Source organism: Stenotrophomonas maltophilia (assembly GCF_023518235.1).
GTDB lineage: Bacteria > Pseudomonadota > Gammaproteobacteria > Xanthomonadales > Xanthomonadaceae > Stenotrophomonas.
This window is the reverse complement of sequence record NZ_CP090423.1, coordinates 2942705-2965000: the sequence shown is the minus strand read 5'-3', so window position 1 is coordinate 2965000 and position 22296 is coordinate 2942705. Positions and strand designations below refer to the sequence as shown.

18 protein-coding genes and 3 rRNA genes (1 of these 21 running past the window's edge) are annotated in these 22296 nt (G+C 65.7%); 16 read left to right on the top strand and 5 right to left on the bottom strand.

Translation table 11 applies throughout. From position 1 onward, the window contains the following. The 3 genes from LZ605_RS13935 to rrf (LZ605_RS13925) all read left to right on the top strand — a co-directional run. Window positions 1–1690: ribosomal RNA gene (locus LZ605_RS13935) — 23S ribosomal RNA — on the top strand; it begins 1188 nt to the left of the window's first position. A gap of 126 nt (window positions 1691–1816) precedes the next feature. After that, a 5S ribosomal RNA gene (rrf, locus tag LZ605_RS13930) occupies window positions 1817–1931 on the top strand. Window positions 1932–2064: 133 nt separating this feature from the next. Then, a 5S ribosomal RNA gene (gene rrf, locus LZ605_RS13925) occupies window positions 2065–2179 on the top strand. A gap of 281 nt (window positions 2180–2460) precedes the next feature. On the opposite strand, the gene LZ605_RS13920 is transcribed toward rrf (LZ605_RS13925), so the two are convergent. Continuing rightward, window positions 2461–4176 carry a M28 family metallopeptidase gene (locus tag LZ605_RS13920; protein ID WP_249842155.1) on the bottom strand — a complete coding sequence of 572 codons (1716 nt, stop codon included), beginning with the start codon at window positions 4174–4176 and terminating at the stop codon, window positions 2461–2463. A gap of 87 nt (window positions 4177–4263) precedes the next feature. Beyond that, window positions 4264–4926, bottom strand: a complete 663-nt coding sequence (locus LZ605_RS13915) for a hypothetical protein (protein ID WP_249842154.1) — start codon at window positions 4924–4926, stop codon at window positions 4264–4266. A 50-nt stretch (window positions 4927–4976) separates the two neighbouring features. Between LZ605_RS13915 and LZ605_RS13910 the strand changes: the two genes are divergently transcribed. Together LZ605_RS13910 and LZ605_RS13905 are read left to right on the top strand one after the other, a co-directional pair. Next, window positions 4977–6320, top strand: coding sequence for a murein hydrolase activator EnvC family protein (locus LZ605_RS13910; protein ID WP_423172589.1), 1344 nt, complete (start codon window positions 4977–4979; stop codon window positions 6318–6320). A gap of 108 nt (window positions 6321–6428) precedes the next feature. Then, window positions 6429–7889: a S41 family peptidase gene (locus LZ605_RS13905; protein ID WP_249842152.1), complete on the top strand. Its 1461-nt coding sequence runs from the start codon at window positions 6429–6431 to the stop codon at window positions 7887–7889. 109 nt (window positions 7890–7998) lie between these two features. On the opposite strand, the gene LZ605_RS13900 is transcribed toward LZ605_RS13905, so the two are convergent. Beyond that, window positions 7999–8691, bottom strand: coding sequence for a rhomboid family intramembrane serine protease (locus LZ605_RS13900; protein ID WP_107232094.1), 693 nt, complete (start codon window positions 8689–8691; stop codon window positions 7999–8001). Window positions 8692–8919: 228 nt separating this feature from the next. On the opposite strand from LZ605_RS13900, the gene LZ605_RS13895 reads away from it, so the two are divergent. Further along, window positions 8920–10347, top strand: a complete 1428-nt coding sequence (locus tag LZ605_RS13895; RefSeq protein WP_249842151.1) for an outer membrane protein transport protein — start codon at window positions 8920–8922, stop codon at window positions 10345–10347. 88 nt (window positions 10348–10435) lie between these two features. Continuing rightward, window positions 10436–11008, top strand: coding sequence for a nicotinamide riboside transporter PnuC (pnuC, locus tag LZ605_RS13890; protein ID WP_249842150.1), 573 nt, complete (start codon window positions 10436–10438; stop codon window positions 11006–11008). A gap of 107 nt (window positions 11009–11115) precedes the next feature. Here the strand turns inward: pnuC and putA are convergent, their stop codons facing one another. Beyond that, window positions 11116–14349, bottom strand: coding sequence for a bifunctional proline dehydrogenase/L-glutamate gamma-semialdehyde dehydrogenase PutA (putA, locus tag LZ605_RS13885; RefSeq protein ID WP_249842149.1), 3234 nt, complete (start codon window positions 14347–14349; stop codon window positions 11116–11118). Window positions 14350–14623: 274 nt separating this feature from the next. On the opposite strand from putA, the gene LZ605_RS13880 reads away from it, so the two are divergent. The 6 genes from LZ605_RS13880 to LZ605_RS13855 are packed head-to-tail and all read left to right on the top strand — an operon-like array spanning window position 14624 to window position 19426. Next, window positions 14624–15100 (top strand): DUF2244 domain-containing protein, encoded by a 477-nt coding sequence (locus LZ605_RS13880; protein ID WP_107232098.1) that lies wholly within the window; start codon window positions 14624–14626, stop codon window positions 15098–15100. A gap of 11 nt (window positions 15101–15111) precedes the next feature. Beyond that, window positions 15112–16068 carry a cytochrome c oxidase subunit II gene (coxB, locus tag LZ605_RS13875; RefSeq protein WP_249842148.1) on the top strand — a complete coding sequence of 319 codons (957 nt, stop codon included), beginning with the start codon at window positions 15112–15114 and terminating at the stop codon, window positions 16066–16068. Between the two features lie 59 nt (window positions 16069–16127). Beyond that, a complete protein-coding gene (gene ctaD / locus LZ605_RS13870) occupies window positions 16128–17735 on the top strand; it encodes a cytochrome c oxidase subunit I (RefSeq protein ID WP_249842147.1) in 1608 nt (535 codons plus the stop codon). A gap of 8 nt (window positions 17736–17743) precedes the next feature. Beyond that, window positions 17744–17950 carry a hypothetical protein gene (locus tag LZ605_RS13865; protein WP_249842146.1) on the top strand — a complete coding sequence of 69 codons (207 nt, stop codon included), beginning with the start codon at window positions 17744–17746 and terminating at the stop codon, window positions 17948–17950. Next, complete coding sequence (locus tag LZ605_RS13860) at window positions 17947–18537, top strand: cytochrome c oxidase assembly protein (RefSeq protein WP_249842145.1); 591 nt, start codon at window positions 17947–17949, stop codon at window positions 18535–18537. The genes LZ605_RS13865 and LZ605_RS13860 overlap by 4 nt, the downstream gene beginning before the upstream one ends. A 13-nt stretch (window positions 18538–18550) precedes the next feature. Then, on the top strand, window positions 18551–19426 hold the full coding sequence (locus LZ605_RS13855) for a cytochrome c oxidase subunit 3 (protein WP_107232103.1): 876 nt from the start codon (window positions 18551–18553) through the stop codon (window positions 19424–19426). A gap of 20 nt (window positions 19427–19446) precedes the next feature. Here the strand turns inward: LZ605_RS13855 and LZ605_RS13850 are convergent, their stop codons facing one another. Further along, entirely contained in the window at window positions 19447–19665 is a 219-nt protein-coding gene (locus tag LZ605_RS13850; protein WP_107232104.1) for a twin transmembrane helix small protein, read from the bottom strand. A 57-nt stretch (window positions 19666–19722) separates the two neighbouring features. Between LZ605_RS13850 and LZ605_RS13845 the strand changes: the two genes are divergently transcribed. The 3 genes from LZ605_RS13845 (at window position 19723) to LZ605_RS13835 (ending at window position 22292) form a co-directional block, all read left to right on the top strand. Continuing rightward, entirely contained in the window at window positions 19723–20439 is a 717-nt protein-coding gene (locus LZ605_RS13845) for an SURF1 family protein (protein ID WP_249842144.1), read from the top strand. 109 nt (window positions 20440–20548) lie between these two features. Further along, window positions 20549–21118: a hypothetical protein gene (locus LZ605_RS13840; protein WP_249842143.1), complete on the top strand. Its 570-nt coding sequence runs from the start codon at window positions 20549–20551 to the stop codon at window positions 21116–21118. A 10-nt stretch (window positions 21119–21128) separates the two neighbouring features. Beyond that, a complete protein-coding gene (locus tag LZ605_RS13835) occupies window positions 21129–22292 on the top strand; it encodes a COX15/CtaA family protein (RefSeq protein WP_249842142.1) in 1164 nt (387 codons plus the stop codon). Window positions 22293–22296 lie beyond the last annotated feature (4 nt).

Below are 22296 nucleotides of genomic sequence, written 5' to 3'. Positions count from 1 at the left end.
TGCGAAGGTGGATTGAGAAGTCCGCTGGAGGTATCGGAAGTGCGAATGCTGACATGAGTAACGATAATGCGGGTGAAAAACCCGCACGCCGAAAGCCCAAGGTTTCCTTGCGCAACGTTAATCGGCGCAGGGTGAGTCGGCCCCTAAGGCGAGGACGAAAGTCGTAGTCGATGGGAAGCAGGTTAATATTCCTGCACCTCGCGTAAGTGCGATGGAGGGACGGAGAAGGTTAGGTGTACCAGGCGTTGGTTGTCCTGGGGAAAGGCGGTAGGTTTGGATCTTTGGCAAATCCGGGATCCTCTAAGACCGAGCACCGAGACGAGCCTTTATGGCGAAGTCACTGATACCACGCTTCCAGGAAAAGCTCCTAAGCTTCAGCTTACGCAGACCGTACCGTAAACCGACACAGGTGGGTAGGATGAGAATTCTCAGGCGCTTGAGAGAACTCGGGTGAAGGAACTAGGCAACATGGCACCGTAACTTCGGGAGAAGGTGCACCCTTTTTGGTGGCTCGTGCGAGCTATAGCTGAAGAGGGTCGCAGTAACCAGGCCGCTGCGACTGTTTATCAAAAACACAGCACTCTGCAAACACGAAAGTGGACGTATAGGGTGTGACGCCTGCCCGGTGCTGGAAGGTTAATTGATGGGGTCAGCCGCAAGGCGAAGCTCTTGATCGAAGCCCCAGTAAACGGCGGCCGTAACTATAACGGTCCTAAGGTAGCGAAATTCCTTGTCGGGTAAGTTCCGACCTGCACGAATGGCGTAACGACAGCGGCGCTGTCTCCACCCGAGACTCAGTGAAATTGAAATCGCTGTGAAGATGCAGCGTTCCCGTGGCAAGACGGAAAGACCCCGTGAACCTTTACTATAGCTTTACACTGAACGTTGAGTTCGTCTGTGTAGGATAGGTGGGAGGCTATGAAACTGTGGCGCTAGCTGCAGCGGAGCCATCCTTGAAATACCACCCTGTCGTGCTTGACGTTCTAACCTGGGCCCATTATCTGGGTCGGGGACCGTGTATGGTGGGTAGTTTGACTGGGGCGGTCTCCTCCTAAAGAGTAACGGAGGAGCTCGAAGGTACGCTCAGCGCGGTCGGACATCGCGCACTGTGTGCAAAGGCATAAGCGTGCTTGACTGCAAGATCGACGGATCAAGCAGGTAGGAAACTAGGACTTAGTGATCCGGTGGTTCTGTATGGAAGGGCCATCGCTCAACGGATAAAAGGTACTCCGGGGATAACAGGCTGATACCGCCCAAGAGTTCATATCGACGGCGGTGTTTGGCACCTCGATGTCGGCTCATCACATCCTGGGGCTGTAGTCGGTCCCAAGGGTATGGCTGTTCGCCATTTAAAGTGGTACGCGAGCTGGGTTCAGAACGTCGTGAGACAGTTCGGTCCCTATCTGCCATGGGCGTTGGAGATTTGAGAGGGGCTGCTCCTAGTACGAGAGGACCGGAGTGGACGAACCTCTGGTGTTCCGGTTGTCACGCCAGTGGCATTGCCGGGTAGCTATGTTCGGAAGCGATAACCGCTGAAAGCATCTAAGCGGGAAGCGCGCCTCAAGATGAGATCTCCCGGGGCACAAGCCCCCTGAAGGAACCATGTAGACTACGTGGTTGATAGGTCAGGTGTGTAAGTACAGCAATGTATTGAGCTAACTGATACTAATGATCCGTGCGGCTTGACCATATAACCTCAAGTTGCCTTGGCTTTACGACAGCGTCGTAAGAGCATCCAAGTGCACGCTACGTCACAAGAACTATGCGAGGCTGGCGCCTTGTCCCATCGGGACGAGGGCGACTCTCCAAAAGCCTCCCTGGTGAAATTAGCGCTGTGGAACCACCCGATCCCATCCCGAACTCGGAAGTGAAACGCAGCTGCGCCGATGGTAGTGTGGCTCAAGCCATGCGAGAGTAGGTCATCGCCAGGGTTTATACCCAAAAACCCCGCTGCACATGCAGCGGGGTTTTTTCTTATTAAGTGAAGGCACTGCTTTTCCGGGTACCTTCCGCCCCAAGGGCAAGATCGCGAGCTGGCGCTGCAAGCGCTGCTGCAACCGTCTCCCTGGTGAAATTAGCGCTGTGGAACCACCCGATCCCATCCCGAACTCGGAAGTGAAACGCAGCTGCGCCGATGGTAGTGTGGCTCAAGCCATGCGAGAGTAGGTCATCGCCAGGGTCTACACCCAAAACCCCGCTGCTCATGCAGCGGGGTTTTTCTTTGTGCGCAGGAACGATCGTGGTTGCCGGCCAGCGGCCGGCACAACCCGTGAGGCGATACCGGTGATGGGGCCATGCAATGCAGCCGGCAGTGGTTGTCGGTAGATCCACGCCATGCGTGGATGGAAAAAGGTGCCAACCAAGGTTGGCACCCTCCCATGGCGGAGCGCGCAAAAAAGAAGCGGCGCCCCGTGGGGCGCCGCCTGGACTTGAACCACGTTCAGTCGAGCAAGCTCGACGCTACGGGGCTGCGGTCTTGTCTTTCATCATGGCGTCGCGGGCCGCCTTGAACGGGTTGCCCTCGTACCAGTTCGGCCAACGATCGCCGCCGGCCAGCTCCTTGCCGACGCCATACATCAGCTGCAGGTCTTCCACGGTGCCGTCCAGCTTCCAGGTGGCAGCGTCGAACTCATCCTTCGGGCCGTGGTAACGGTTGGCACCGTAATCGGCAGCAGCCTTGCGACCTGCCTCCACGCCACCCTCGCGCAGGTCTTCGCCACCATCGGCGTACAGCGCCGGCACGCCGGCCTTGGCGAAGTTGAAGTGGTCCGAACGGAAGTAGAAGCCGCTCTGCACCGAGGTCTCGCCGTGCAGGGTGCGGTCCTGTGCGGCGGCCAGCGGCTTGAGGATGTCTTCCAGCTCCGAGCTGCCGAAACCGGTCACCGTCACGTCCTTGGCACGGCCGGCCACCGACATCGCATCGATGTTGATCACGCCGGCAATCTTGTCCAGCGGGAAGGTCGGGTGGGCGACGTAGTACTTCGAACCCAGCAGGCCCGACTCTTCCAGGGTCACGGCCAGGAACACCACCGAACGCTCCGGCTTCGGATCCTGGTGGGCCATGGCCTCGGCCACCTCGAGAATGCCGGCCACGCCGGTCGCATTGTCGACGGCGCCGTTGTAGATGTTGTCGCCGGTCTCACCCTCGTGCTTGCCCAGGTGATCCCAATGGGCCATGTACAGCACGGCCTCATCGGCGCGCTTGCTGCCCGGCAGCACGCCCACCACGTTGCGCGACTGCTTCTGTGCAATCTGGCTCTTCAGATCAACCGCAGCGGTAGCCTTCAGCGGCACCGGCTTGAAGCCACGCTTGCTGGCGTCCTTGTAGGCCTGCGCCAGGTCCAGGCCTGCACCGGCAAACAGCGCCTTGGCCGCGTCGGCACTCAGCCAGCCCTGCACCGGGATGCGCGCATCCGGATCGTCCTTGGCCGGCAGGTCGTACTGCGGGCCGGCCCAGGAATTCTTCACCACGTCCCAGCCATAGGACGCGCCGGCAGTGTCGTGCACGATCAGTGCGGCGGCAGCACCCTTGCGCGCGGCTTCCTCGAACTTGTAGGTCCAGCGCCCGTAGTAGGTCATGCGCTTGCCGTCGAACAGCTTGGCGTCATCGACGTGGAAGCCCGGGTCGTTGACGAACATGACCACCGTCTTGCCCTTCCAGTCCTGGCCGGCGTAGTCGTTCCACTTCTGTTCCGGCGCGTCGACGCCATAGCCGACGAACACCAGGTCACTGGCGTCGACCTTGACTTCGGCCTGGCCGGTGCGGGTGCCGACCACCATGTCGGTGCCGAACTTCAGCTCGGTGGTCTTGCCACCCTGGGTGATCTTCAGCACGGTCGAGGCATCGGCCGTGGTCTCGGTCATCGGGACATCCTGGAACCAGCTGTCGCCGTTGCCGGGCTGCAGGCCGATGCGCTGCATCTGGTCGCGGATGTAATTGACCGTCAGTTCCTCGCCCTTGCTGCCCGGCGAGCGGCCCTCGAACTCATCCGAGGCCAGGGTCTTGACCATCTCGGCGAAGTCGCCGGCGTTGATCTCCGGCGAGAACGAATGGGCCGTCGGCGTGGTGGTGGTGGCAGCGGCGTCGGTGGCCGGCGCAGGTGCCGGAGTGTCTTCGCCTTTGCAGGCACTGAGCGCGGCCGCAGCGGCCAGGCACAGGAGGAGTTTGCGGGGCATCGTCGATTCCTGGGAAACAAAGGGCGGCCGCACGCCTTGCGCGACCGGTGTCAGCGAGTATCACCGAACCTGGGAGGGCCGGTGCGCTCAGTCCGCCGGGGCGGTTTCGGTGTCGAACGGGATCGGTTCGGCGCCGGTGACCGGCCCGATCCGTGCGGTGCGGTGTACGTACAGCACCACATCACGCTCGAACTGCAGGGGACCGTTGACCACGGCATTGGGGCCGACAATCACGCGCGGCTTGCGGCTGGCGGTCAGCGAGACGCTGAAGTTCGGCTTGCGCACATGCACACCGCCGTTGACCTGTGAGCCGATGCCGACGGTGATGTCACCGTTGACGGTCTCCACGTCCTTGCCGATGCGGCTCTCGACCAGGCCGATACCGCCGTTGACGGTCTCGACACCGCCTTCGATCTGGCTGCCGCGGTCGGCGAAGATGCTGCCGTTGACGGTGCTGACACTGCCGTTGGCGATCACCTCACGGCCCAGCCGCACGCCGCCGTTGACGGTCTCGATCTTGCCGGTGCGGGCGCGGTCGGCGACCTTCACCCCGCCGTTGACGGTGTCAATGCTGCCGGTCTCGACGCCTTCGCCGACCCGGATGCCGCCGTTGACGGTGTCCAGCTTGCCGTAGCGCTGGCCGGGTTCGACGCTGATGCTGCCGTTGACCTTGCTGATGTTGTCCTGCGCCGCCACCGGCGCGGCGACCAGCAATACGCCCAACAGCAACGGAATGGAAAGAGTGTTCATGGCGCCCTCGATGGAAGTGCGGCTGGCAGGCCGCGTGCGGAGATGTCACCATTCCCCAGTACCCCCTGCAACTGCCTGAAGTCACTGGAAAGCCCTTGCGCGACAACGTCTTCCCATCACGCCAACCTCACATCGCCGCGGCACGTGGCGGGCGCTGGCTGCTGTTGGGGCTGGCCCTGATGCTGGCCGTGCCGCTTCCCGGTGCCGCACAGACCACCCGTGAGACCGAGCGCAAGCTGCAGAAGCTGCGCAACGAGCTGAAGGATGTCGCGCAGGAACGGCGGCAGATCGAAGGGCAGCGTGGGCAGGCGTCGCGGCAACTGCGCGAGGCCGACGAGAAGGTGGCGCGCAGTGGCCGGGCACTGGCACAGACCGAAACGGCACTGCGCGAGCAGAACCAGGCACTGGTTGAGGCCGAGCGCCGCCGCAGCAGCCTGCAGGCCAATCTGGCCCAGCAGCATCGCGAGCTGGCCGGCCTGCTGCGTGCGGCCTACCAGCTGGGCAGCCATGCACCGCTGAAGCTGTTGCTGTCACAGGACACCGTGGCCGATGCCAACCGTGCGCTGGCCTATCACCGCTATCTGCAGCGCGAGCGGGCGCAGCGCATCACCACGCTGACCGCCGACCTGAAGGAACTGGAAGGGCTGCAGACGCAGATTGCCGAGCACCAGCAGAAACTGCAGAGCACCCAGCGCGACCAGAAGCAGCAGGCGGCGACGCTGGCGGCCGATCGTCGCGATCGCGCGCAGACCGTGGCCTCGCTGGACGAGCGCTTCAAGGACCGGCGCGAGAAGGAACAGGCGCTGGGCCAGGATGCCAAGGCGCTGGAAACGTTGCTGGCCAATCTGCGTGCCGCTGCGGCCCGCGCAGAAGCCGAACGCCGTGCTGCGGCCCGTCGCGCGGCAGCGGAGAAGGCGGCTGCCGAGAAGGCCGCGCGGCAGGCGAAGGCGGAAGGGCGTCCACCACCGCCGACCAAGGTGCCGCCTGCGGTGGCTTCGGCCCCGGCGCCGAAGGTCGGGGGCCTGGGCTGGCCGCTGTCGGGCAATCTGTTGGCCCGCTACGGTGGCAAGCTGCCCGATGGCCGTACCAGCAGCGGTGTGCTGATCGGGGCACCGGCCGGCAGCACCGTCACGGCGGTGGCCGATGGCACCGTGGTGTTCTCCGACTGGATGACCGGCTACGGCATGATCCTGATCGTTGACCACGGCAATGGCTACATGAGCCTGTACGCGCACAACGACACGCTGCTGAAGGATGCCGGGGCCCGGGTCAGCCGCGGCGATGCCGTGGCCAAGGTGGGCAATTCCGGCGGGCAGGGCGTCACGGCGCTCTACTTCGAGCTGCGTCGCGGCGGGCAGCCGGTCAACCCGGACAGCTGGCTGCAGCGGCGCTGAACCTGGCCTCGCTGCCAGCGCCGCGGATTCAACGGGAATTTAGCTGTGCTTCGCGCATAATCGCGGCATGTGCCTTGGGCACGATGCCACCGTCGACAGGAGTGATCCATGCGCGCAGCCCGTACCGCCACCCTTTTGCTGGCCCTGTTGCCGGCGCTGTCCTGGGCGCAGCAGACCGCGCCCGCCCCAGCCCAGGAAACCAGTGGGCAGGCGGCGAACAGCGAGGAGGCGGTGACCTCGAAGGTGCCGCTGGAAGAGATCCGCCGCTTCGTGGCTGTGTACAACGCCGTGCGCGCGGCCTATGTCGATCCGGTCGATGACAAGAAACTGATGCAGTCGGCGGTGCGCGGCCTGCTGCTCGACCTCGATCCGCACAGCACCTATTTCAACAAGGAAGATGCGCAGGCCTTCGACGAGCAGGCCAACGGCGCCTATGAAGGCATTGGCGTGGAGCTGCAGCAGCAGCCGGACAACGCCAGCATGAAGGTGATCTCGCCGATCGACGACACGCCGGCGGCCAAGGCCGGCATTCTTGCCGGCGACCTGATCATCGCCATCGACGGCAAGCCGATCAGCGCCATCGATGCCAGTGAACCGCTGCGCGGCCCGGCCGGCAGCAAGGTGGTGCTGACCATCGTGCGCGATGGCAAGCCCAAACCGTTCGATGTCAGCCTGACCCGCCAGACCATCCGCGTGACCAGCGTGCGCAGCCGCCTGCTGGAACCGGGCTATGGCTACATCCGCCTGAGCACCTTCCAGGCTGACACCGGCTCGGATTTCCAGAAGCACGTGCAGCAGTTGCAGAAGCAGTCCGGTGGCCAGCTCAAGGGCCTGGTGCTCGATCTGCGCAGCAACCCGGGCGGGCTGCTGACTGCCGCCGTGCAGGTGGCCGACGATCTGCTCGAGAAGGGCAACATTGTCAGCACCCGTGGTCGTATCAGCATCAGCGATGCGCGCTTCGATGCGACCCCGGGCGACCTGTTGAAGGGCGCACCGGTGGTGGTGCTGGCCGATGCGGGTTCGGCCAGTGCCTCGGAAGTGCTGGCCGGCGCGCTGCGCGACAACAAGCGCGCGCGCGTGGTTGGCAGCCGCACCTTCGGCAAGGGCTCGGTGCAGACCGTGCTGCCGCTGGACAACGGGGATTCGGTGAAGTTGACCACGGCGCGTTATTACACGCCGAGCGGCAAGTCGATCCAGGCTACCGGCATCGTGCCGGATGTTGAATTGAAGCCGGCCGCCACGCCAGCCGACGATGCGTTGCCGGCCAGCCTCAGCGACTACAGCGAAGCGACCCTGCCGGGCCACCTGCGCGGTGACGACGAAGGCACCGAGGGCTATCGCGCCGGCGCGGTGCTGCCGGGCGATGGTCCGATCAACGACGCGCTGGCCGAACTGAAGAACCCGGGTTCGGTGGCTGCGCGGTTGAAGGCCGAAGCGGCCAAGGCGGACGCGGCCAAGGCCGCAAAGGCCGCAGCGGCGAAGCCGGAAGCCAAGCCGGAAGCCAAGCCGGAAGCCAAGCCGGAAGCCAAGCCGGAAGCCAAGCCCGTTCCGACGCCGGCCAAGCCCTGACGGTAGCGCCGGGCCATACCCGGCGGACGAGGCCCGAGCCGAGCAAGCTCGACTCTACGAACGGGCGGGTCAGCGTGGAGACGGCCAGCGGCCGGCACTACCGGGGCGGTCAGAACCCGTGCCGCTTGCGCAGCCGGCGGGCGATCGCTGCCCGCACGTAGACCCCATACACCACGCCGAACACGAAGCCGCCGATGTGCGCCCACCAGGCCACCATGCCGAAGCTGGGGCCGATATGGGCAAACACCACCTGCAGCGCGGCCCACACGCCGATCAACAGGTAGGCCGGGGCGCGCACGAACTCCAGGAACAGGCCGAGCGGAATGACCACGCCCAGCCGAGCGCCCGGGAACAGGGCCAGATAGGCGCCAATCAACGCCGAGACGGCGCCGCTGGCGCCGATGATGATCTGGTCCGGGCTGCCCATGGTGTAGATCGCCACCAGGTTGGACACCGCGCCGCCGACCAGGAACAGCAGCAACAACCGCCACGGCCCCAGTACGCGTTCGGCCGGCAGGCCGAAGATCAACAGGAACACCAGGTTGCCCAGCAGGTGCGACCAGTCCGCGTGCAGGAACAGGGCGGTGAACAGGCGCAGCACGCTGCCGTCCTGCAGGGTCGCCCACCAGTCCAGCGGGTGGGTCAGGCCGGTGGACAGCGCGCCCCAGTCCAGCCAGAGACTGCTGCGGGCATCGTCCGGGCGCGAGATCGACCACAGGAACGCCAGCCACAGTGACGCAAAAAGCACGGGCGTGGCCCAGCGCAGGGCCGTCTTCTTGCGCGACGGGAGGGAGACGAACATGGGCAGTAGCCTAGCGTGACGGCGCCTGGGGCGGGGATTGTCCTGTTCAGCTTTTGAGGCGGAAAAAGCGCCGGCGCTGTTATTGTTTCATTAACAGCTCTGGGTAATACTCGCATACGGCGTCGTATGTCGGGAGGGGAATCCGGCGCGCTTCGAAGGGCCCTCCGGGGCTGGTCGGGCGCAGGCGCACTCAGAGCAACATCACCGCTTACCGGAGAGAGAACTACGATGCAAACCGCTTCCACCATTGCCCGTCTGACCCTGCTGGCCGTCGGCGTTGCCGGTGCGCTGGCCGCTGCTGACGCCAACGCTGCCGCCTTCCAGCTGAAGGAAAACAGCGCCAAGGGCCTGGGCCGTGCGTTCGCCGGCTCCACCTCGACCGAAGGTGACGCCTCGGTCATCGCCACCAACCCGGCTTCGATGCGCCTGCTCGATGGCACCATGCTGCAGGGCGACGTCAGCGCCATCAGCTTCGGCGCCAAGTTCCGCGGCCAGGGCCAGTACGGCAACGGCGCGCCGATCTCGGGTGGCAACGGCGGCGACGCCGGCATGATCGCCCCGGTTCCGGCCGCCTACTTCCACATTCCGTTCGGCGAGAACGACAACATGCACTTCGGTGCGTCGCTGACCGTGCCGTTCGGCTTCAAGACCGAATACGACCGCGACTGGGTCGGCCGCTACAACGGCGTCAAGACCGAGCTGCAGGCGATCGATCTGGGCGTGGCGTTCTCCTATGACGTCAACCCGTACCTGTCGTTCGGTGCGTCGGTGTTCGCCGAGCGTCTGAACGTCGACCTGACCAGCGCGGTCGATACCGGCACCGCCATCAACGCCACCGCCCAGCGCACGGCTGCCAAGCGCGTGCTTGATGCGGGCGGCACGCCTGCCCAGGCGGCTGCCGCCTCGCAGGCCGCTGCCCGCCAGATGGCCCAGCTTGGCTTCTCGCCGGGTACCGCCGATGGCTTCCTGCGCATCAAGGGCGATGAAGTGTCGGTGGGTTACACCCTGGGCATGACCGTCACCCCGGTGGAAGGCACCAACATCGCCTTCAGCTACCGCTCGCAGGTCAAGCACAAGATCAACGACGGCACCGCCGACTTCACCATTCCGGGTAACGCCCAGGCCTTCCTGGCCTCGACCGCGCCGGGTACCTTCATCGACAGCAACGGCCGTGCCTCGATCACCCTGCCGGCCAGCGCTACCGTGGGCTTCACCCACCGCGTGAATGACCAGTGGCAGATCATGGCCGAGGTGACGCGCACCGCGTGGAGCAAGTTCGACCAGGTCGTTGTCGATTACGACTCCAACCAGCCGGACAGCGTGCTGCCGTTCCACTACCGCGACACCACCTTCGCGTCGATCGGTACCGATTTCCGCGTGAACGACAAGCTGACCCTGCGCGGCGGCCTTGCCTACGACCAGACCCCGACCACCGATGCCCACCGCGACGTGCTTGTGCCGGACACCACCCGCAAGTGGCTGTCGCTCGGCATGACCTACGCCGCTTCGGACAAGATGGAATACAGCGTGGGTTACACCCACCTGTTCACCAAGGACCCGAACGTCAACTCGACCTCGGCCACGGCCAACACCGTGACCGGCAAGTACAAGGTCAGTGGCGACGTGCTGGCGGCTTCGATGCAGTACAAGTTCTGATCCGGGCGATTGCCTGACGCAGGACACGGAGGGCCCCGCGCAAGCGGGGCCTTTCGTTTTCCAGGCGCGGATCCATGACAATAGGGCGATGAACCTGTCCGACCCGAACTTCCAGCTGGAGCTGGCCGCCAACATCGCCGTCGCCGGCTCGATCCTGCTGGCCGGACGCAACAACGTGCACACCTGGTGGCTGGGCATCGTCGGCTGCGCGCTGTTCGCTGCGGTGTTCGAGCGTTCGCACCTGTACGCGGACATGGTGCTGCAGTTCTTCTTCATCGCCATCAGCGTGCTGGGCTGGTGGCAGTGGCTGCGGGGCGACCACGGTGCGCCGCTGCCGATCACCGCGCTGCGTCCGCGCGCGTGGGCCTGGCTGGCACCGTTGGCGGTGGTGGCCACCTTCGGCTACGGCTGGATGCTGACCCGCCTGACCCATGCCTATGCGCCGTACATCGATTCGGCGGTGCTGGTGCTGAGCGTGATCGCGCAGATCCTGATGATGCGGCGCAAGCTGGAGTCGTGGTGGGTGTGGCTGCTGGTCAACTCCATTGCGGTGCCGCTGTATTACAGCCGCGGCCTGCATCTGACCTCGATCCTGTACGTCGGCTTCTGGATCAATGCGCTGGTGGCGCTGCGCCATTGGCGCAAGCTGATGCGGGCGTAGAGCCGAGCCCTACCGTTCAAGCCGAGCATGGGCTCGGTTCTACAGGAAACAAGGCACAAAAAACCCCGCGTTCGCGGGGTTTTTCGCTTGCCGCATGACGCCTGGGATCAGTCGCCCAGGGTCAGCAGCGAGGCGTTGCCGCCGGCGGCGGTGGTGTTCACCGTCACCGTCTTTTCGGTGGCGAAACGCAGCAGGTAGTGCGGGCCGCCGGCCTTCGGGCCGGTGCCGGACAGACCCTGGCCGCCGAACGGCTGCACGCCGACCACCGCACCGATCTGGTTGCGGTTGACGTAGACGTTGCCGACGTGGACGCCGTTGCTGATGCGGTCAACGGTCTCGTCGATGCGCGAATGCACGCCCAGGGTCAGGCCGTAGCCGGTGGCGTTGATCTGCTCGATCACCGCATCGAGCTGGTCGCCCTTCCAGCGGATCACGTGCAGGACCGGCCCGAAGATTTCCTTGTGCAGCTGGCCCAGGTCCTTCAGCTCGTACGCACGCGGCGCGAAGAAGGTGCCGTTGGCGGCTTCGGGGGACAGCTCGGCGGCGGCGATCAGGCGTGCTTCGCGGTCCATGCGCGCGGCGTGGTCCTGCAGGATCTTCAGCGCGTCGGCGTCGATCACCGGGCCGACGTCGGTGGACAGCAGGCCGGGGTTGCCGACCTTCAGTTCCTTCATCGCGCCGGCCAGCATGGTCATCACCTTGTCGGCGATGTCGTCCTGCACGAACAGCACGCGCGCGGCCGAGCAGCGCTGGCCGGCGGAGGTGAAGGCCGAACCGATGGCATCCTTGACCAGCTGTTCCGGCAGCGCCGAGGAGTCGGCGATGAAGGCGTTCTGGCCACCGGTCTCGGCGATCAGCACGCCGATGGCGGCGTCACGTGCGGCCATCGCGCGGTTGATCGCACGGGCGGTGTCGGTGGAGCCGGTGAAGGCGACGCCGGCCACACGCGGGTCGGCGGTCAGTGCGGCGCCGACGGTGGCACCGTCGCCCGGCAGGTACTGCACCACCTCGGCCGGCACGCCGGCATCGTGCAGCAGCTTCACCGCGTAGTAGCCGATCAGGTTGGTCTGCTCGGCCGGCTTGGCAATGACGCTGTTGCCGGCGGCCAGTGCAGCGGCCAATTGGCCCAGGAAGATCGCCAGCGGGAAGTTCCACGGGCTGATGCAGACGAACACGCCGCGGCCGTGCAGCTGCAGTTCGTTGGATTCACCGGTCGGGCTGGGCAGCTTCTCGGCGTGGCTGAACTGCTCGCGCGCCTGCTTGGCGTAGTAGCGCAGGAAGTCCACCGCTTCGCGCACTTCTGCGATGCTGTCGGGCAGGCTCTTGCCGGCTTCCTTCACGCACAGCGCCATGAACTCGGGCATGCGCGCTTCCAGCTGGTCGGCGGCGTGTTCGAGGATGGCGGCGCGGCTGGCGGCCGGGGTGCGGTTCCAGGCCGGCTGCGCGGCCACGGCATTGGCCAGCGCCTTCTGCACGGTGGCGGCATCGGCGGCCAGCCACTGGCCGACCACTTCGCGGGTGTCGGCCGGGTTGGTCACCGGCAACGCGGCGCCGGCCGGGTTGGCACCCGGCACCAGCGGGGCGGCCTGCCAGCCGCTCTTGCCAGACGCGGGCACAGCCGCGTTGATCTGCTCGGCCAGGGCGCGCAGTTCGTTGTCGTTGGCGAGGTTGGCGCCCATGGAGTTCTTCCTGTCGTGGTTCTGGCTGCGCAGCAGGTCAACCGGCAGCGGGATCTTCGGGTGGGGGATCGAGGCGAAAGAGGACACCATCTCGACCGGATCGCGGATCAGGTCGGCGATCGGCACGCGCTCGTCGGTGATGCGGTTGACGAAGCTGGAGTTGGCGCCGTTTTCCAGCAGGCGGCGCACCAGGTACGGCAGCAGGTCTTCGTGCGAGCCGACCGGTGCGTATACGCGGCAGGGCAGGCCGAGGCGGTCGGCCGGCACCACTTCGGCGTACAGGTCATCGCCCATGCCGTGCAGCTTCTGGTGTTCGTACACGCCGCCGTTGGCGATGCTGCGCACTGCGGCAATGGTGTGCGCGTTGTGCGTGGCGAACATCGGGTAGATCGCATCGGCATGGGTGAACAGACGCTTGGCGCAGGCCAGGTAGGACACGTCGGTGTTCTGCTTGCGGGTGAACACCGGGTAGCCCGGATAGCCTTCGATCTGCGCGCGCTTGATCTCGGCATCCCAATAGGCGCCCTTGACCAGGCGCACCTGCAGGCGGCGACCGGCGCGGCGAGCCATGTCGGCCAGATGATCGATCGTGTACGGGGTGCGCTTCTGGTAGGCCTGCACGACCACGCCGAAGCCATCCCAGCCGGCCAGCGACGCGTCGGAGAACACCTGCTCGATGATGTCCAGCGACAGTTCCAGGCGGTCGGACTCTTCGGCGTCGACGGTGCAGCCGATGCCGTAGCTCTTGGCCAGCTGTGCCAGTTCCAGCACGCCCGGCACCAGATCCTTCAGTACGCGCTCGCGCTTGGCATGCTCGTAGCGCGGGTACAGCGCCGACAGCTTGATCGAGATGCCCGGGGCGTTGTTGACGTCGCCGTCGGGGCGGCCACCGCGTGCCTTGTGATCGCCGCCGATGGCGTGGATCGCACGACGGTAGTCTTCCAGGTAGCGCAGCGCGTCTTTCATGGTCAGCGCGCCTTCGCCCAGCATGTCGAAGGAGTAGCGGTAGCTGGCGTTGTCGCCCTTGTGCGAGCGGGACAGCGCTTCGCTGATGGTGCGCCCCATCACGAACTGGTGGCCCATGATCTTCATCGCCTGGCGCACGGCCAGGCGTACCACCGGCTCACCGACGCGGCCGACCAGGCGCTTGAACGCGCTGGGCGCATCGGCGCGGGTGGCATCGTTCATCTGCACCAGCTTGCCGGTCAGCATCAGGCCCCAGGTGGAGGCGTTGACCAGCACCGAGTCGCTGCCGCCCAGGTGCTTTTCCCAGTCGGCATCTGCCAGCTTGTCGCGGATCAGCTTGTCGGCGGTGTCCTGGTCGGGAATGCGCAGCAGCGCCTCGGCCACGCACATCAGCAGCACGCCTTCCTCGCTGCCCAGGTCGTACTGGCGCATGAAGGCTTCGATCGCGCCCTGGTCCTTGGCACGCACGCGCACGCGGCCGACCAGGTCGGCGGCCAGCGCCTGCACCCGGGCCTGTTCCTCGGCGGGCAGGCGGGCCTGCGTCAGCAGCTCGCGGACGTGGCTGGCCTCGTCCTTCAACCAGGCATCGGTGATGGCCTGGCGGAACGGGTTGGGGGACGCCGGCAGTTCCGGCGACAGCAGCGCGCCGGGACGCGGAGCGTCGCTGGCGGCAGGGGAGGAGGAGGGTGCGTTCATGCCGGTCCGGCCAGTGGAAAACTTGGCGATTTTAATCATTTTTGCGCCCTTCGGAAGTGCCCCGCAGACACCTTCATGAAGGGCTGATAGCCCCTAACGGTGGTGGATTCGGCGTGTTCAGCAATCCCGGCCATATTTGTGCTGAATTCGTCATTCGTGCCGCCGACCTCATGCTGTGTTGCAGCATCGGAAAAAGTGTGAATGCACCCTTGCTACCGGCGAGAGGGCGGGGCTACCATCGAGACGTTTCCCGCGGCAGGAACGCGGTTGCGACATGATCGAGGTGCTTCCAGCTCCGGATGGGTCAGGTACGCAGCTGCGGCTGCGTCCCCCACGGGCGCTCGATGCCCGGCAGTTCGTCCTGTTGTTCACCGTGTTGGCCGGTGCGATGTGGCTGGTGTCCGCCCTCGGGTGGTTGGCCGGCAATGCATTCGCCCCCCTGTTCGCGCTGCTGTACAGCCTGGTGCTGGCGGCGGCGCTGCGTGCCTTGTGGCGCAGTGGTGAACGGCAGGAGGAGATCCGGGTAGTGCCGGCGTACGTGGAGGTCATCCCCGTACCCGGTGGATTGCCGGTGTTCCGGGCTCACCCCCACTGGGTGCGTCTGCTCACCGACGATGAGAGGGTCCGGCTGGCATCCAGCGGCCGGCAGGTGGAGGTGGGGAGTTTCCTCGCGCCGGCCGAACGTCAGACGCTCGCAGAGACACTTGAAAGCTTGCTCGCCGCCAGCGATGGCGGCAACCGACGACGCTAAGGGTCTAGGCAATGAAGCAAAGCAGCAGGTGGGGCACGAAGTGCGTGAATGCGGTCGCCGCAGTGCTGGCGACCGGGGGACTGATGCCGGCGTTGGCCTGGGCCCAGGCGGCCGATCCCAAGCCGTGGCAGCTGAACATGGGCAAGGGGGTGACCCAGACCTCGCGCCTGGCCTGGGAATCGAACAATCTCTCGCTGATCGTCTGCACGGTCATCGGCGTCATCGTGTTCGGCGCGATGGCCTATGCGATGTTCAAGTTCCGCAAGTCCAAGGGCGCAGTGGCGGCCACCTTCAGCCACAACACCAAGGCCGAGGTCATCTGGACGGTGATCCCGGTGATCATCCTGATCGTGATGGCATGGCCGGCCACGGCCAACCTGATCAAGATGTACGACACCCGCGATGCCGAGATGACGGTGAAGGTCACCGGCTACCAGTGGATGTGGAAGTACGAGTACCTCGGCGAGAACGTTACTTTCACCAGCCGCCTGGACCGCGAGTCCGACCGCGTGCGGCAGAGTGGCGTGGTGCCCACCCGCGAGAGCCATCCGCACTATCTGCTGGACGTGGACAACCGGCTGGTGCTGCCGGTGGATACCAAGGTGCGCTTCGTCATCACCTCCGACGACGTGATCCACGCCTGGTGGGTGCCGGCGCTGGGCTGGAAGCAGGACGCCATCCCCGGTTTCATCAACGAGGCCTGGACCAGCATCGAGCAGCCCGGCGTGTACCGTGGGCAGTGCGCCGAACTGTGCGGCAAGGACCACGGCTTCATGCCGATCGTGGTCGAGGCGGTATCCAAGGAAGACTTCAAGCGGTGGCTGGCGCAGCGCAAGCCGGCACCGCCCGCAGCACCGGCGGCCCCTGTGGCACCGGCAGAACCTGCTGCACCGGCCGCTGAGGCACCGGCCGCCCCGGCGGCGGCTGAAGCCGGCAACGCACCTGCCGCCGCGGCCAGCGGCGCGTGATGTAAAGCCCGTGGCCGCCTGCGGCCGCGGTGACAACCGATTCTGAGAGGTGTTTTGCAATGGCGCACTCGGCAGTTGGGCACGACGATCACCATCACCATCCGGGTTTCTTCGAGCGTTGGTTCTTCTCGACCAACCACAAGGACATCGGCACGCTGTACCTGGGTTTCAGCTTCATCATGTTCATCATCGGCGCGGCGATGAGCGTGGTGATCCGTGCCGAGCTGGCGCAGCCGGGCCTGCAGTTCGTCAAGCCCGAGTTCTTCAACCAGATGACCACCGTGCATGCGCTGGTGATGATCTTCGGCGGCGTGATGCCGGCCTTCGTGGGCCTGGCCAACTGGATGATCCCGCTGCAGATCGGCGCGCCGGACATGGCGCTGCCGCGCATGAACAACTGGTCGTTCTGGCTGCTGCCGGTGGCCTTCAGCCTGCTGCTGCTGACCCTGTTCCTGCCCGGTGGTGCACCGGCCGGTGGCTGGACGCTTTACCCGCCGCTGTCGCTGCAGGGCGGCTACAACGTGGCCTTCAGCGTGTTCGCCATCCACGTGGCCGGCATCAGCTCGATCATGGGCGCGATCAACATCATCGCCACCGTGCTGAACATGCGCGCGCCGGGCATCGACCTGCTGAAGATGCCGATCTTCTGCTGGGCCTGGCTGATCACCGCGTTCCTGCTGATTGCGGTGATGCCGGTGCTGGCCGGCGCGGTGACCATGCTGCTGACCGACAAGTTCTTCGGTACCAGCTTCTTCAACGCCGCCGGTGGCGGTGACCCGGTGATGTACCAGCACATCTTCTGGTTCTTCGGGCACCCCGAGGTCTACATCATGATCCTGCCCGCCTTCGGTGTGGTCAGCGAGATCATCCCGACCTTCAGCCGCAAGCCGCTGTTCGGCTACCAGGCGATGGTGTACGCCACCGCCGCGATCGCCTTCCTGTCGTTCATCGTCTGGGCCCACCACATGTTCACCGTGGGCATGCCGCTGGGTGGCGAGATCTACTTCATGTTCGCCACCATGCTGATCTCGATCCCGACCGGGGTGAAGGTGTTCAACTGGGTCAGCACGATGTGGCGCGGCTCGTTGACCTTCGAAGCGCCGATGCTGTGGTCGGTGGCCTTCGTCATCCTGTTCACCATCGGCGGTTTCTCCGGGCTGATGCTGGCGATCGTGGCTGCCGACTTCCAGTACCACGACACCTACTTCGTGGTCGCCCACTTCCACTACGTGCTGGTGACCGGTGCGGTGTTTGCGCTGATCGCCGCGGTGTACTACTGGTGGCCGAAGTGGACCGGGCGCATGTACAGCGAGAAGTGGGCCAAGGTGCACTTCTGGTGGTCGATCGTGTTCGTCAACCTGCTGTTCTTCCCGCAGCACTTCCTCGGCCTGGCCGGCATGCCGCGCCGTATTCCTGATTACAGCGTGGCGTTTGCCGACTGGAACCTGATCAGCTCGATCGGTGCGTTCGGCATGTTCGCCACCCCGTTCATGATGGCCGCGATCCTGCTGTCGTCGCTGCGCAACGGCGAGAAGGCCGAGGCCCGAAGCTGGGAAGGCGCGCGGGGCCTGGAATGGACGCTGCCGTCGCCGGCACCGGCACATACCTTCACCACGCCACCGACCATCCGCCCGGGGGACCTGGCGCATGACGACATCACCCATTGAGGTGGGGCATGCATAACGAGAACCCGCTTGCCCCGTGTAGAGCCGAGCCATGCTCGGCTGACGAGAAGCAGCCGACCAGCGGTCGGCGCTACCAGGGTGAGAGCAACGGCATCGAACAGCAGCGGCAGCGCGCCCGGCGCACCGCCGCCTGGGTCGGCGCGATCGCGGTGCTGGTCTACGTCGGCTTCATTCTCAGCGGAGTGATCGGCCGATGAGCGAGGCACCGCCCAGCACGCCGTCACCCAGCGCCGGGCTGCCGCGCCTGATCGGCGTGGCGGTGGCGGTGTTCCTGCTGACCTTCTCGCTGGTGCCGCTGTACCGTATCGCCTGCGAGAAGGTGTTCGGCGTGCGCCTGGAGCGTGGCCCGGGCAGTGAAGCCAGCACCGGCGCCGCCGCGGGCAGGCGCACCGTGCGGGTGGAATTCGATGGCGGGGTGAATTCGCGCCTGCCGTGGTCGTTCCATCCCGAACAGCTGACCATGGACGTGGTGCCGGGCGAACTCAACGAGGCGCTGTACTTCGCCCGCAACGACAGCGCCGCTGCGGTGGTCGGCAGCGCGGTGCCATCGGTGGCGCCGGCGCGTGCGTCGGGCTTCTTCAGCAAGACCGAATGCTTCTGTTTCACCGCGCAGACGCTGCAGGCCGGCGAGAAGCGCGACATGCCGGTGCGCTTCATCGTCGATCCGGACCTGCCGCCGGAAATCAAGACGATCACCTTGTCCTACACCTTCTACCGCAACGACGCGCTGTCCGATCGGCTGGCCCCGGCCGCCACCTCGGAAGGCGCGCACGCCGCACCCTGACCCGGATACCGACATGGCCCAGACACCGACCGACGCCAACGTGTACTTCGTTCCGGCCCAGAGCAAATGGCCGTTCGTGGGTTCCATCGCGATGATGGTGACCATGGTCGGCGTGGCCAGCTGGCTCAACGATGCCAGCTGGGGACGCTGGACCTTCTATATCGGCATCGCGATGCTGGTGCTGACCCTGTTCTGGTGGTTCAGCGACGTGGTGCGCGAATCGCAGGCGGGCCACTACAACCGCCAGGTGGATGGCTCGTTCCGGATGGGCATGGTCTGGTTCATCTTCTCCGAGGTGATGTTCTTCGGTGCCTTCTTCGGCGCGTTGTTCTACACCCGCAACCTGGGCCTGTCCTGGCTCAGCGGCGAAGGCCGTGGGGTGATGACCAACGAGCTGCTCTGGCAGGGCTATTCGGCCGGCTGGCCAACCAACGGCCCGGCCGCGATCGGCGGTGCGTTCCAGACCATCCCGGCCTGGGGCCTGCCGCTGATCAATACGCTGATCCTGCTGACCTCCGGCGTGACCCTGACCATCGCCCATCACGCACTGAAGGCCGGCAATCGCCGCCAGCTGCTGATCTGGCTGGGCTTGACCGTGGTGCTGGGCCTGGGCTTCCTGACCCTGCAGGCGGAGGAGTACATCCACGCCTACAAGGAACTGAACCTGACCCTCGGCTCGGGCATCTACGGTTCGACGTTCTTCATGCTGACCGGTTTCCACGGCGCGCACGTGCTGCTGGGTACGATCATGCTGATCGTGATGTGGCTGCGCTCGGCCAAGGGGCACTTCACCCGCGACAACCATTTCGGCTTTGAAGCTGCCGCGTGGTACTGGCACTTCGTCGACGTGGTGTGGCTGATGCTGTTCCTGTTTGTCTACGTGCTTTGATCACGCACGCATCGGTGGCCTCAGCCGCCGATGCCGTGCGGCTTGATCCAGCCCATGTAGATGCTCACGATCACCAGTGCGATCAGTGCGACCGACACCGCGATGCGGCGGGTCAGTGCGTTGACCGTGCGTTTGGTCTGGCCACGGTCGACCAGCAGGTAGTACAGGCCGGCGCCCAGATTCCAGACGATGACGATCAGAAACGCGATTACCAGCAGGGTCTTCAGCGAATCACTCATGCGCGGCTCGAGGGCAGGGTGGATGCGCCTATCTGACCGCGTTTGCGCGGACTTGTCATGATGCGGAAGCACACACGCGTGATTGGATGGCTGCTGGCCTTGCTGGCGATGGCCGCTTTCACCGCATTGGGGCTGTGGCAGCTGCAGCGCATGCATGCCAAGCAGGCGATGTTGGATGCACAAGGTCCAGCCGCAGCGCAGGTACTGTCGCTGGCACAGGCCCTGGCAGCACCCGGTGCGTTGCACGGTGTGGCCGATCATGGCCGCTTCCTGCCCGGCGTGGTGCTGCTGGACAACCAGACCCGGCATGGCCGCGCCGGCGTGAAAATCTATCGCCCGTTCCGCAGTGACGATGGCAGCGTGCTGCTGGTCGACCTGGGATGGCGCGCGCTGCCGCCGGAGCGCACGTTGCCGCAGGTGCCGCCGCCGCCCTCGCCGGTGGCGGTGCGCGGGCTGCTGGCACCGCCGCCGGCGGCCGGGTTGGCACTGGGTCTCGCATTCTCCGCCACCGGGGAACCGGGCCGCTGGCTGGCCAGTCGTCTGCCGGCCGAAGGCCTGGCCCGCGCGCTGGGACTGCGAGAGCTGCCAGAGCGGGTGCTGCGGCTGGACCCGGCACTCCCGTACGGCGACGAGCGCGACCTGGACCTGCTGCCCAACACGCTGCCGCCGCAGCGCCATCTGGGCTATGCCGTGCAGTGGTTCGGGCTGGCCTTGACCGTGCTGGTGGTGGCGCTGGTGCTGGAATGGCGCAGGAGACGGCCCATCGCCCGGTAGTACCGGCCGCTGGCCGGCACGCCCCCGGATTCCTGGATGCCGGCCGGCGGCCGGCACTACCGCGGCATCACACCCGCATCCCCCATCCAACCATGAGAAAATGCCCCGCATGAACACTGCTACGTCCCCGCAGGCGCGCGGCTCCGGCCGCCGGACCCTGGTGCTGCTGTTTGCCGTGTTCTTCGGCGCGATGGCGCTGGCCGCCGTGCTGCGCTTCTCCGGTTGGCAGCCGACCGGGCACCGTAATGCCGGCCAGTTGCTGAAGCCGCCGGTGGACCTGCGCCAGCAGGCACCGACCCTGGCCAATGGCCAGGCCTACCCGTGGAACCCTGAGGCACGCACCTGGCGCCTGCTGGTGGCGCCGTCCGGGGGCTGCGACGCGCAGTGCGTCACTTTGTCGCAGGGACTGGGCAAGGTGTGGCAGCTGTTCGGCCATAACGCCGATAATGTCGAGATCCTGTGGCTGGGAACGCCACCGGCGTCGATCGCCTCGCTGCCCGCGCTGCGGCCGCTGGCTCCGTCGCCCGCCCTGCGCGCGGCGTTGCCGGGCGTCGATGATCCGGCGGGACTGCCGGTCTACGTGATCGATCCGAACGGCTTCGTGATCATGCGCCATGCCCCGGGTTCCGACCTCGGTGGCCTGCGCAAGGACATGGCCACGTTGCTGAAACTGAAGTGAGTCCCGTTTGATGAGCCTTTCCGCGCGTCCGGCGCTGCACCGCAATTTCCACCGCCTGGCGTGGTTCGCCATGATCATGACCGCGAGCACGATCATGTTCGGCGCCTTCGTGCGCCTGTCCGATGCCGGCCTGAGCTGCCCGGACTGGCCGACCTGCTACGGCCGCGCCACCTGGCCTCAGCACATCGAGGAGACCGTCGGCCACCCGGCCGCGGAGATCCGCCCGCTGGAGACCCACAAGGCCTGGCGTGAGCAGGTGCACCGCTTCCTGGCCGGCGCGCTGGGCATCGAGATCCTGACCCTGGCCCTGCTGGCCACGCGCAAGCGACGCTTCGGAAGCACGGCGGTGGTGACCGCCTGCGTACTGGTGGCCACCGGCATACCGTTGTACATGATGGGCTGGCATGGCACCGCCAGCGCCCTGGCATTGATCGGCGAGGCGATCCTGCTGATCGCCGCGCTGCGCTGGAGCAACATCGACCTGGCGCGCGCTGCCCTGCTGACCCTGGCGGTGGTGATCTTCCAGGCCCTGCTGGGCATGTGGACGGTGACGTTGTTGCTCAAACCCATCGTGGTGATGGGCCATCTGCTGGGCGGCATGCTGATGTTCGGCCTGCTGGTGTGGATGGCCTGGCGTGCCACGCATATGCCGATCACCCTGGCCGAAGCACCGAAGCTGAAATGGCTGCTGCGCATCGGCGTGGCGGTGCTGGTCACCCAGATCGCGCTGGGCGGCTGGGTCAGTGCCAACTATGCCGCACTGGCCTGTGGCGGTGGCAGCCTGTCGATGGACAACTTCCCGCGCTGCGCCAACCAGTGGTGGCCGCAGCACAACTTCGCCGAAGGCTTCACCCTGTGGCGTGGCATCGGCGTGGATTACGAAGGCGGCGTGCTGGATGGCGCGTCGCGCATCGCGATCCAGATGGCGCACCGCCTGTTCGCGATGGTGGTGGCGGTCTACCTGCTGTGGCTGGGCGCGCGTCTGTTCCGCCTGCCGAGCATGCGTGGCTGGGCCAGCGCGCTGATCGCGCTGCTGGTGCTGCAGGTCACCCTCGGTATCCTCAATGTAAAGCTGGCGCTGCCACTGGAAGTGGCCGTTGCCCACAACGGCGTGGCCGTTGCGCTGCTGTTCGTGCTGGTCAGCCTGCTGGCCCGCCTGCGTGCCCCGGACTGATTCC

Coding starts and splice junctions, on each gene's coding strand:
- LZ605_RS13920 (WP_249842155.1), bottom strand. CDS start 4,176: ATGCCCCGCAAACTCCTCCTGTGCCTGGCCGCTGCGGCCGCGCTCAGT.
- LZ605_RS13915 (WP_249842154.1), bottom strand. CDS start 4,926: ATGAACACTCTTTCCATTCCGTTGCTGTTGGGCGTATTGCTGGTCGCC.
- LZ605_RS13905 (WP_249842152.1), top strand. CDS start 6,429: ATGCGCGCAGCCCGTACCGCCACCCTTTTGCTGGCCCTGTTGCCGGCG.
- LZ605_RS13900 (WP_107232094.1), bottom strand. CDS start 8,691: ATGTTCGTCTCCCTCCCGTCGCGCAAGAAGACGGCCCTGCGCTGGGCC.
- LZ605_RS13895 (WP_249842151.1), top strand. CDS start 8,920: ATGCAAACCGCTTCCACCATTGCCCGTCTGACCCTGCTGGCCGTCGGC.
- pnuC (WP_249842150.1), top strand. CDS start 10,436: ATGAACCTGTCCGACCCGAACTTCCAGCTGGAGCTGGCCGCCAACATC.
- putA (WP_249842149.1), bottom strand. CDS start 14,349: ATGAACGCACCCTCCTCCTCCCCTGCCGCCAGCGACGCTCCGCGTCCC.
- LZ605_RS13880 (WP_107232098.1), top strand. CDS start 14,624: ATGATCGAGGTGCTTCCAGCTCCGGATGGGTCAGGTACGCAGCTGCGG.
- coxB (WP_249842148.1), top strand. CDS start 15,112: ATGAAGCAAAGCAGCAGGTGGGGCACGAAGTGCGTGAATGCGGTCGCC.
- ctaD (WP_249842147.1), top strand. CDS start 16,128: ATGGCGCACTCGGCAGTTGGGCACGACGATCACCATCACCATCCGGGT.
- LZ605_RS13865 (WP_249842146.1), top strand. CDS start 17,744: ATGCATAACGAGAACCCGCTTGCCCCGTGTAGAGCCGAGCCATGCTCG.
- LZ605_RS13860 (WP_249842145.1), top strand. CDS start 17,947: ATGAGCGAGGCACCGCCCAGCACGCCGTCACCCAGCGCCGGGCTGCCG.
- LZ605_RS13855 (WP_107232103.1), top strand. CDS start 18,551: ATGGCCCAGACACCGACCGACGCCAACGTGTACTTCGTTCCGGCCCAG.
- LZ605_RS13850 (WP_107232104.1), bottom strand. CDS start 19,665: ATGAGTGATTCGCTGAAGACCCTGCTGGTAATCGCGTTTCTGATCGTC.
- LZ605_RS13845 (WP_249842144.1), top strand. CDS start 19,723: ATGATGCGGAAGCACACACGCGTGATTGGATGGCTGCTGGCCTTGCTG.
- LZ605_RS13840 (WP_249842143.1), top strand. CDS start 20,549: ATGAACACTGCTACGTCCCCGCAGGCGCGCGGCTCCGGCCGCCGGACC.
- LZ605_RS13835 (WP_249842142.1), top strand. CDS start 21,129: ATGAGCCTTTCCGCGCGTCCGGCGCTGCACCGCAATTTCCACCGCCTG.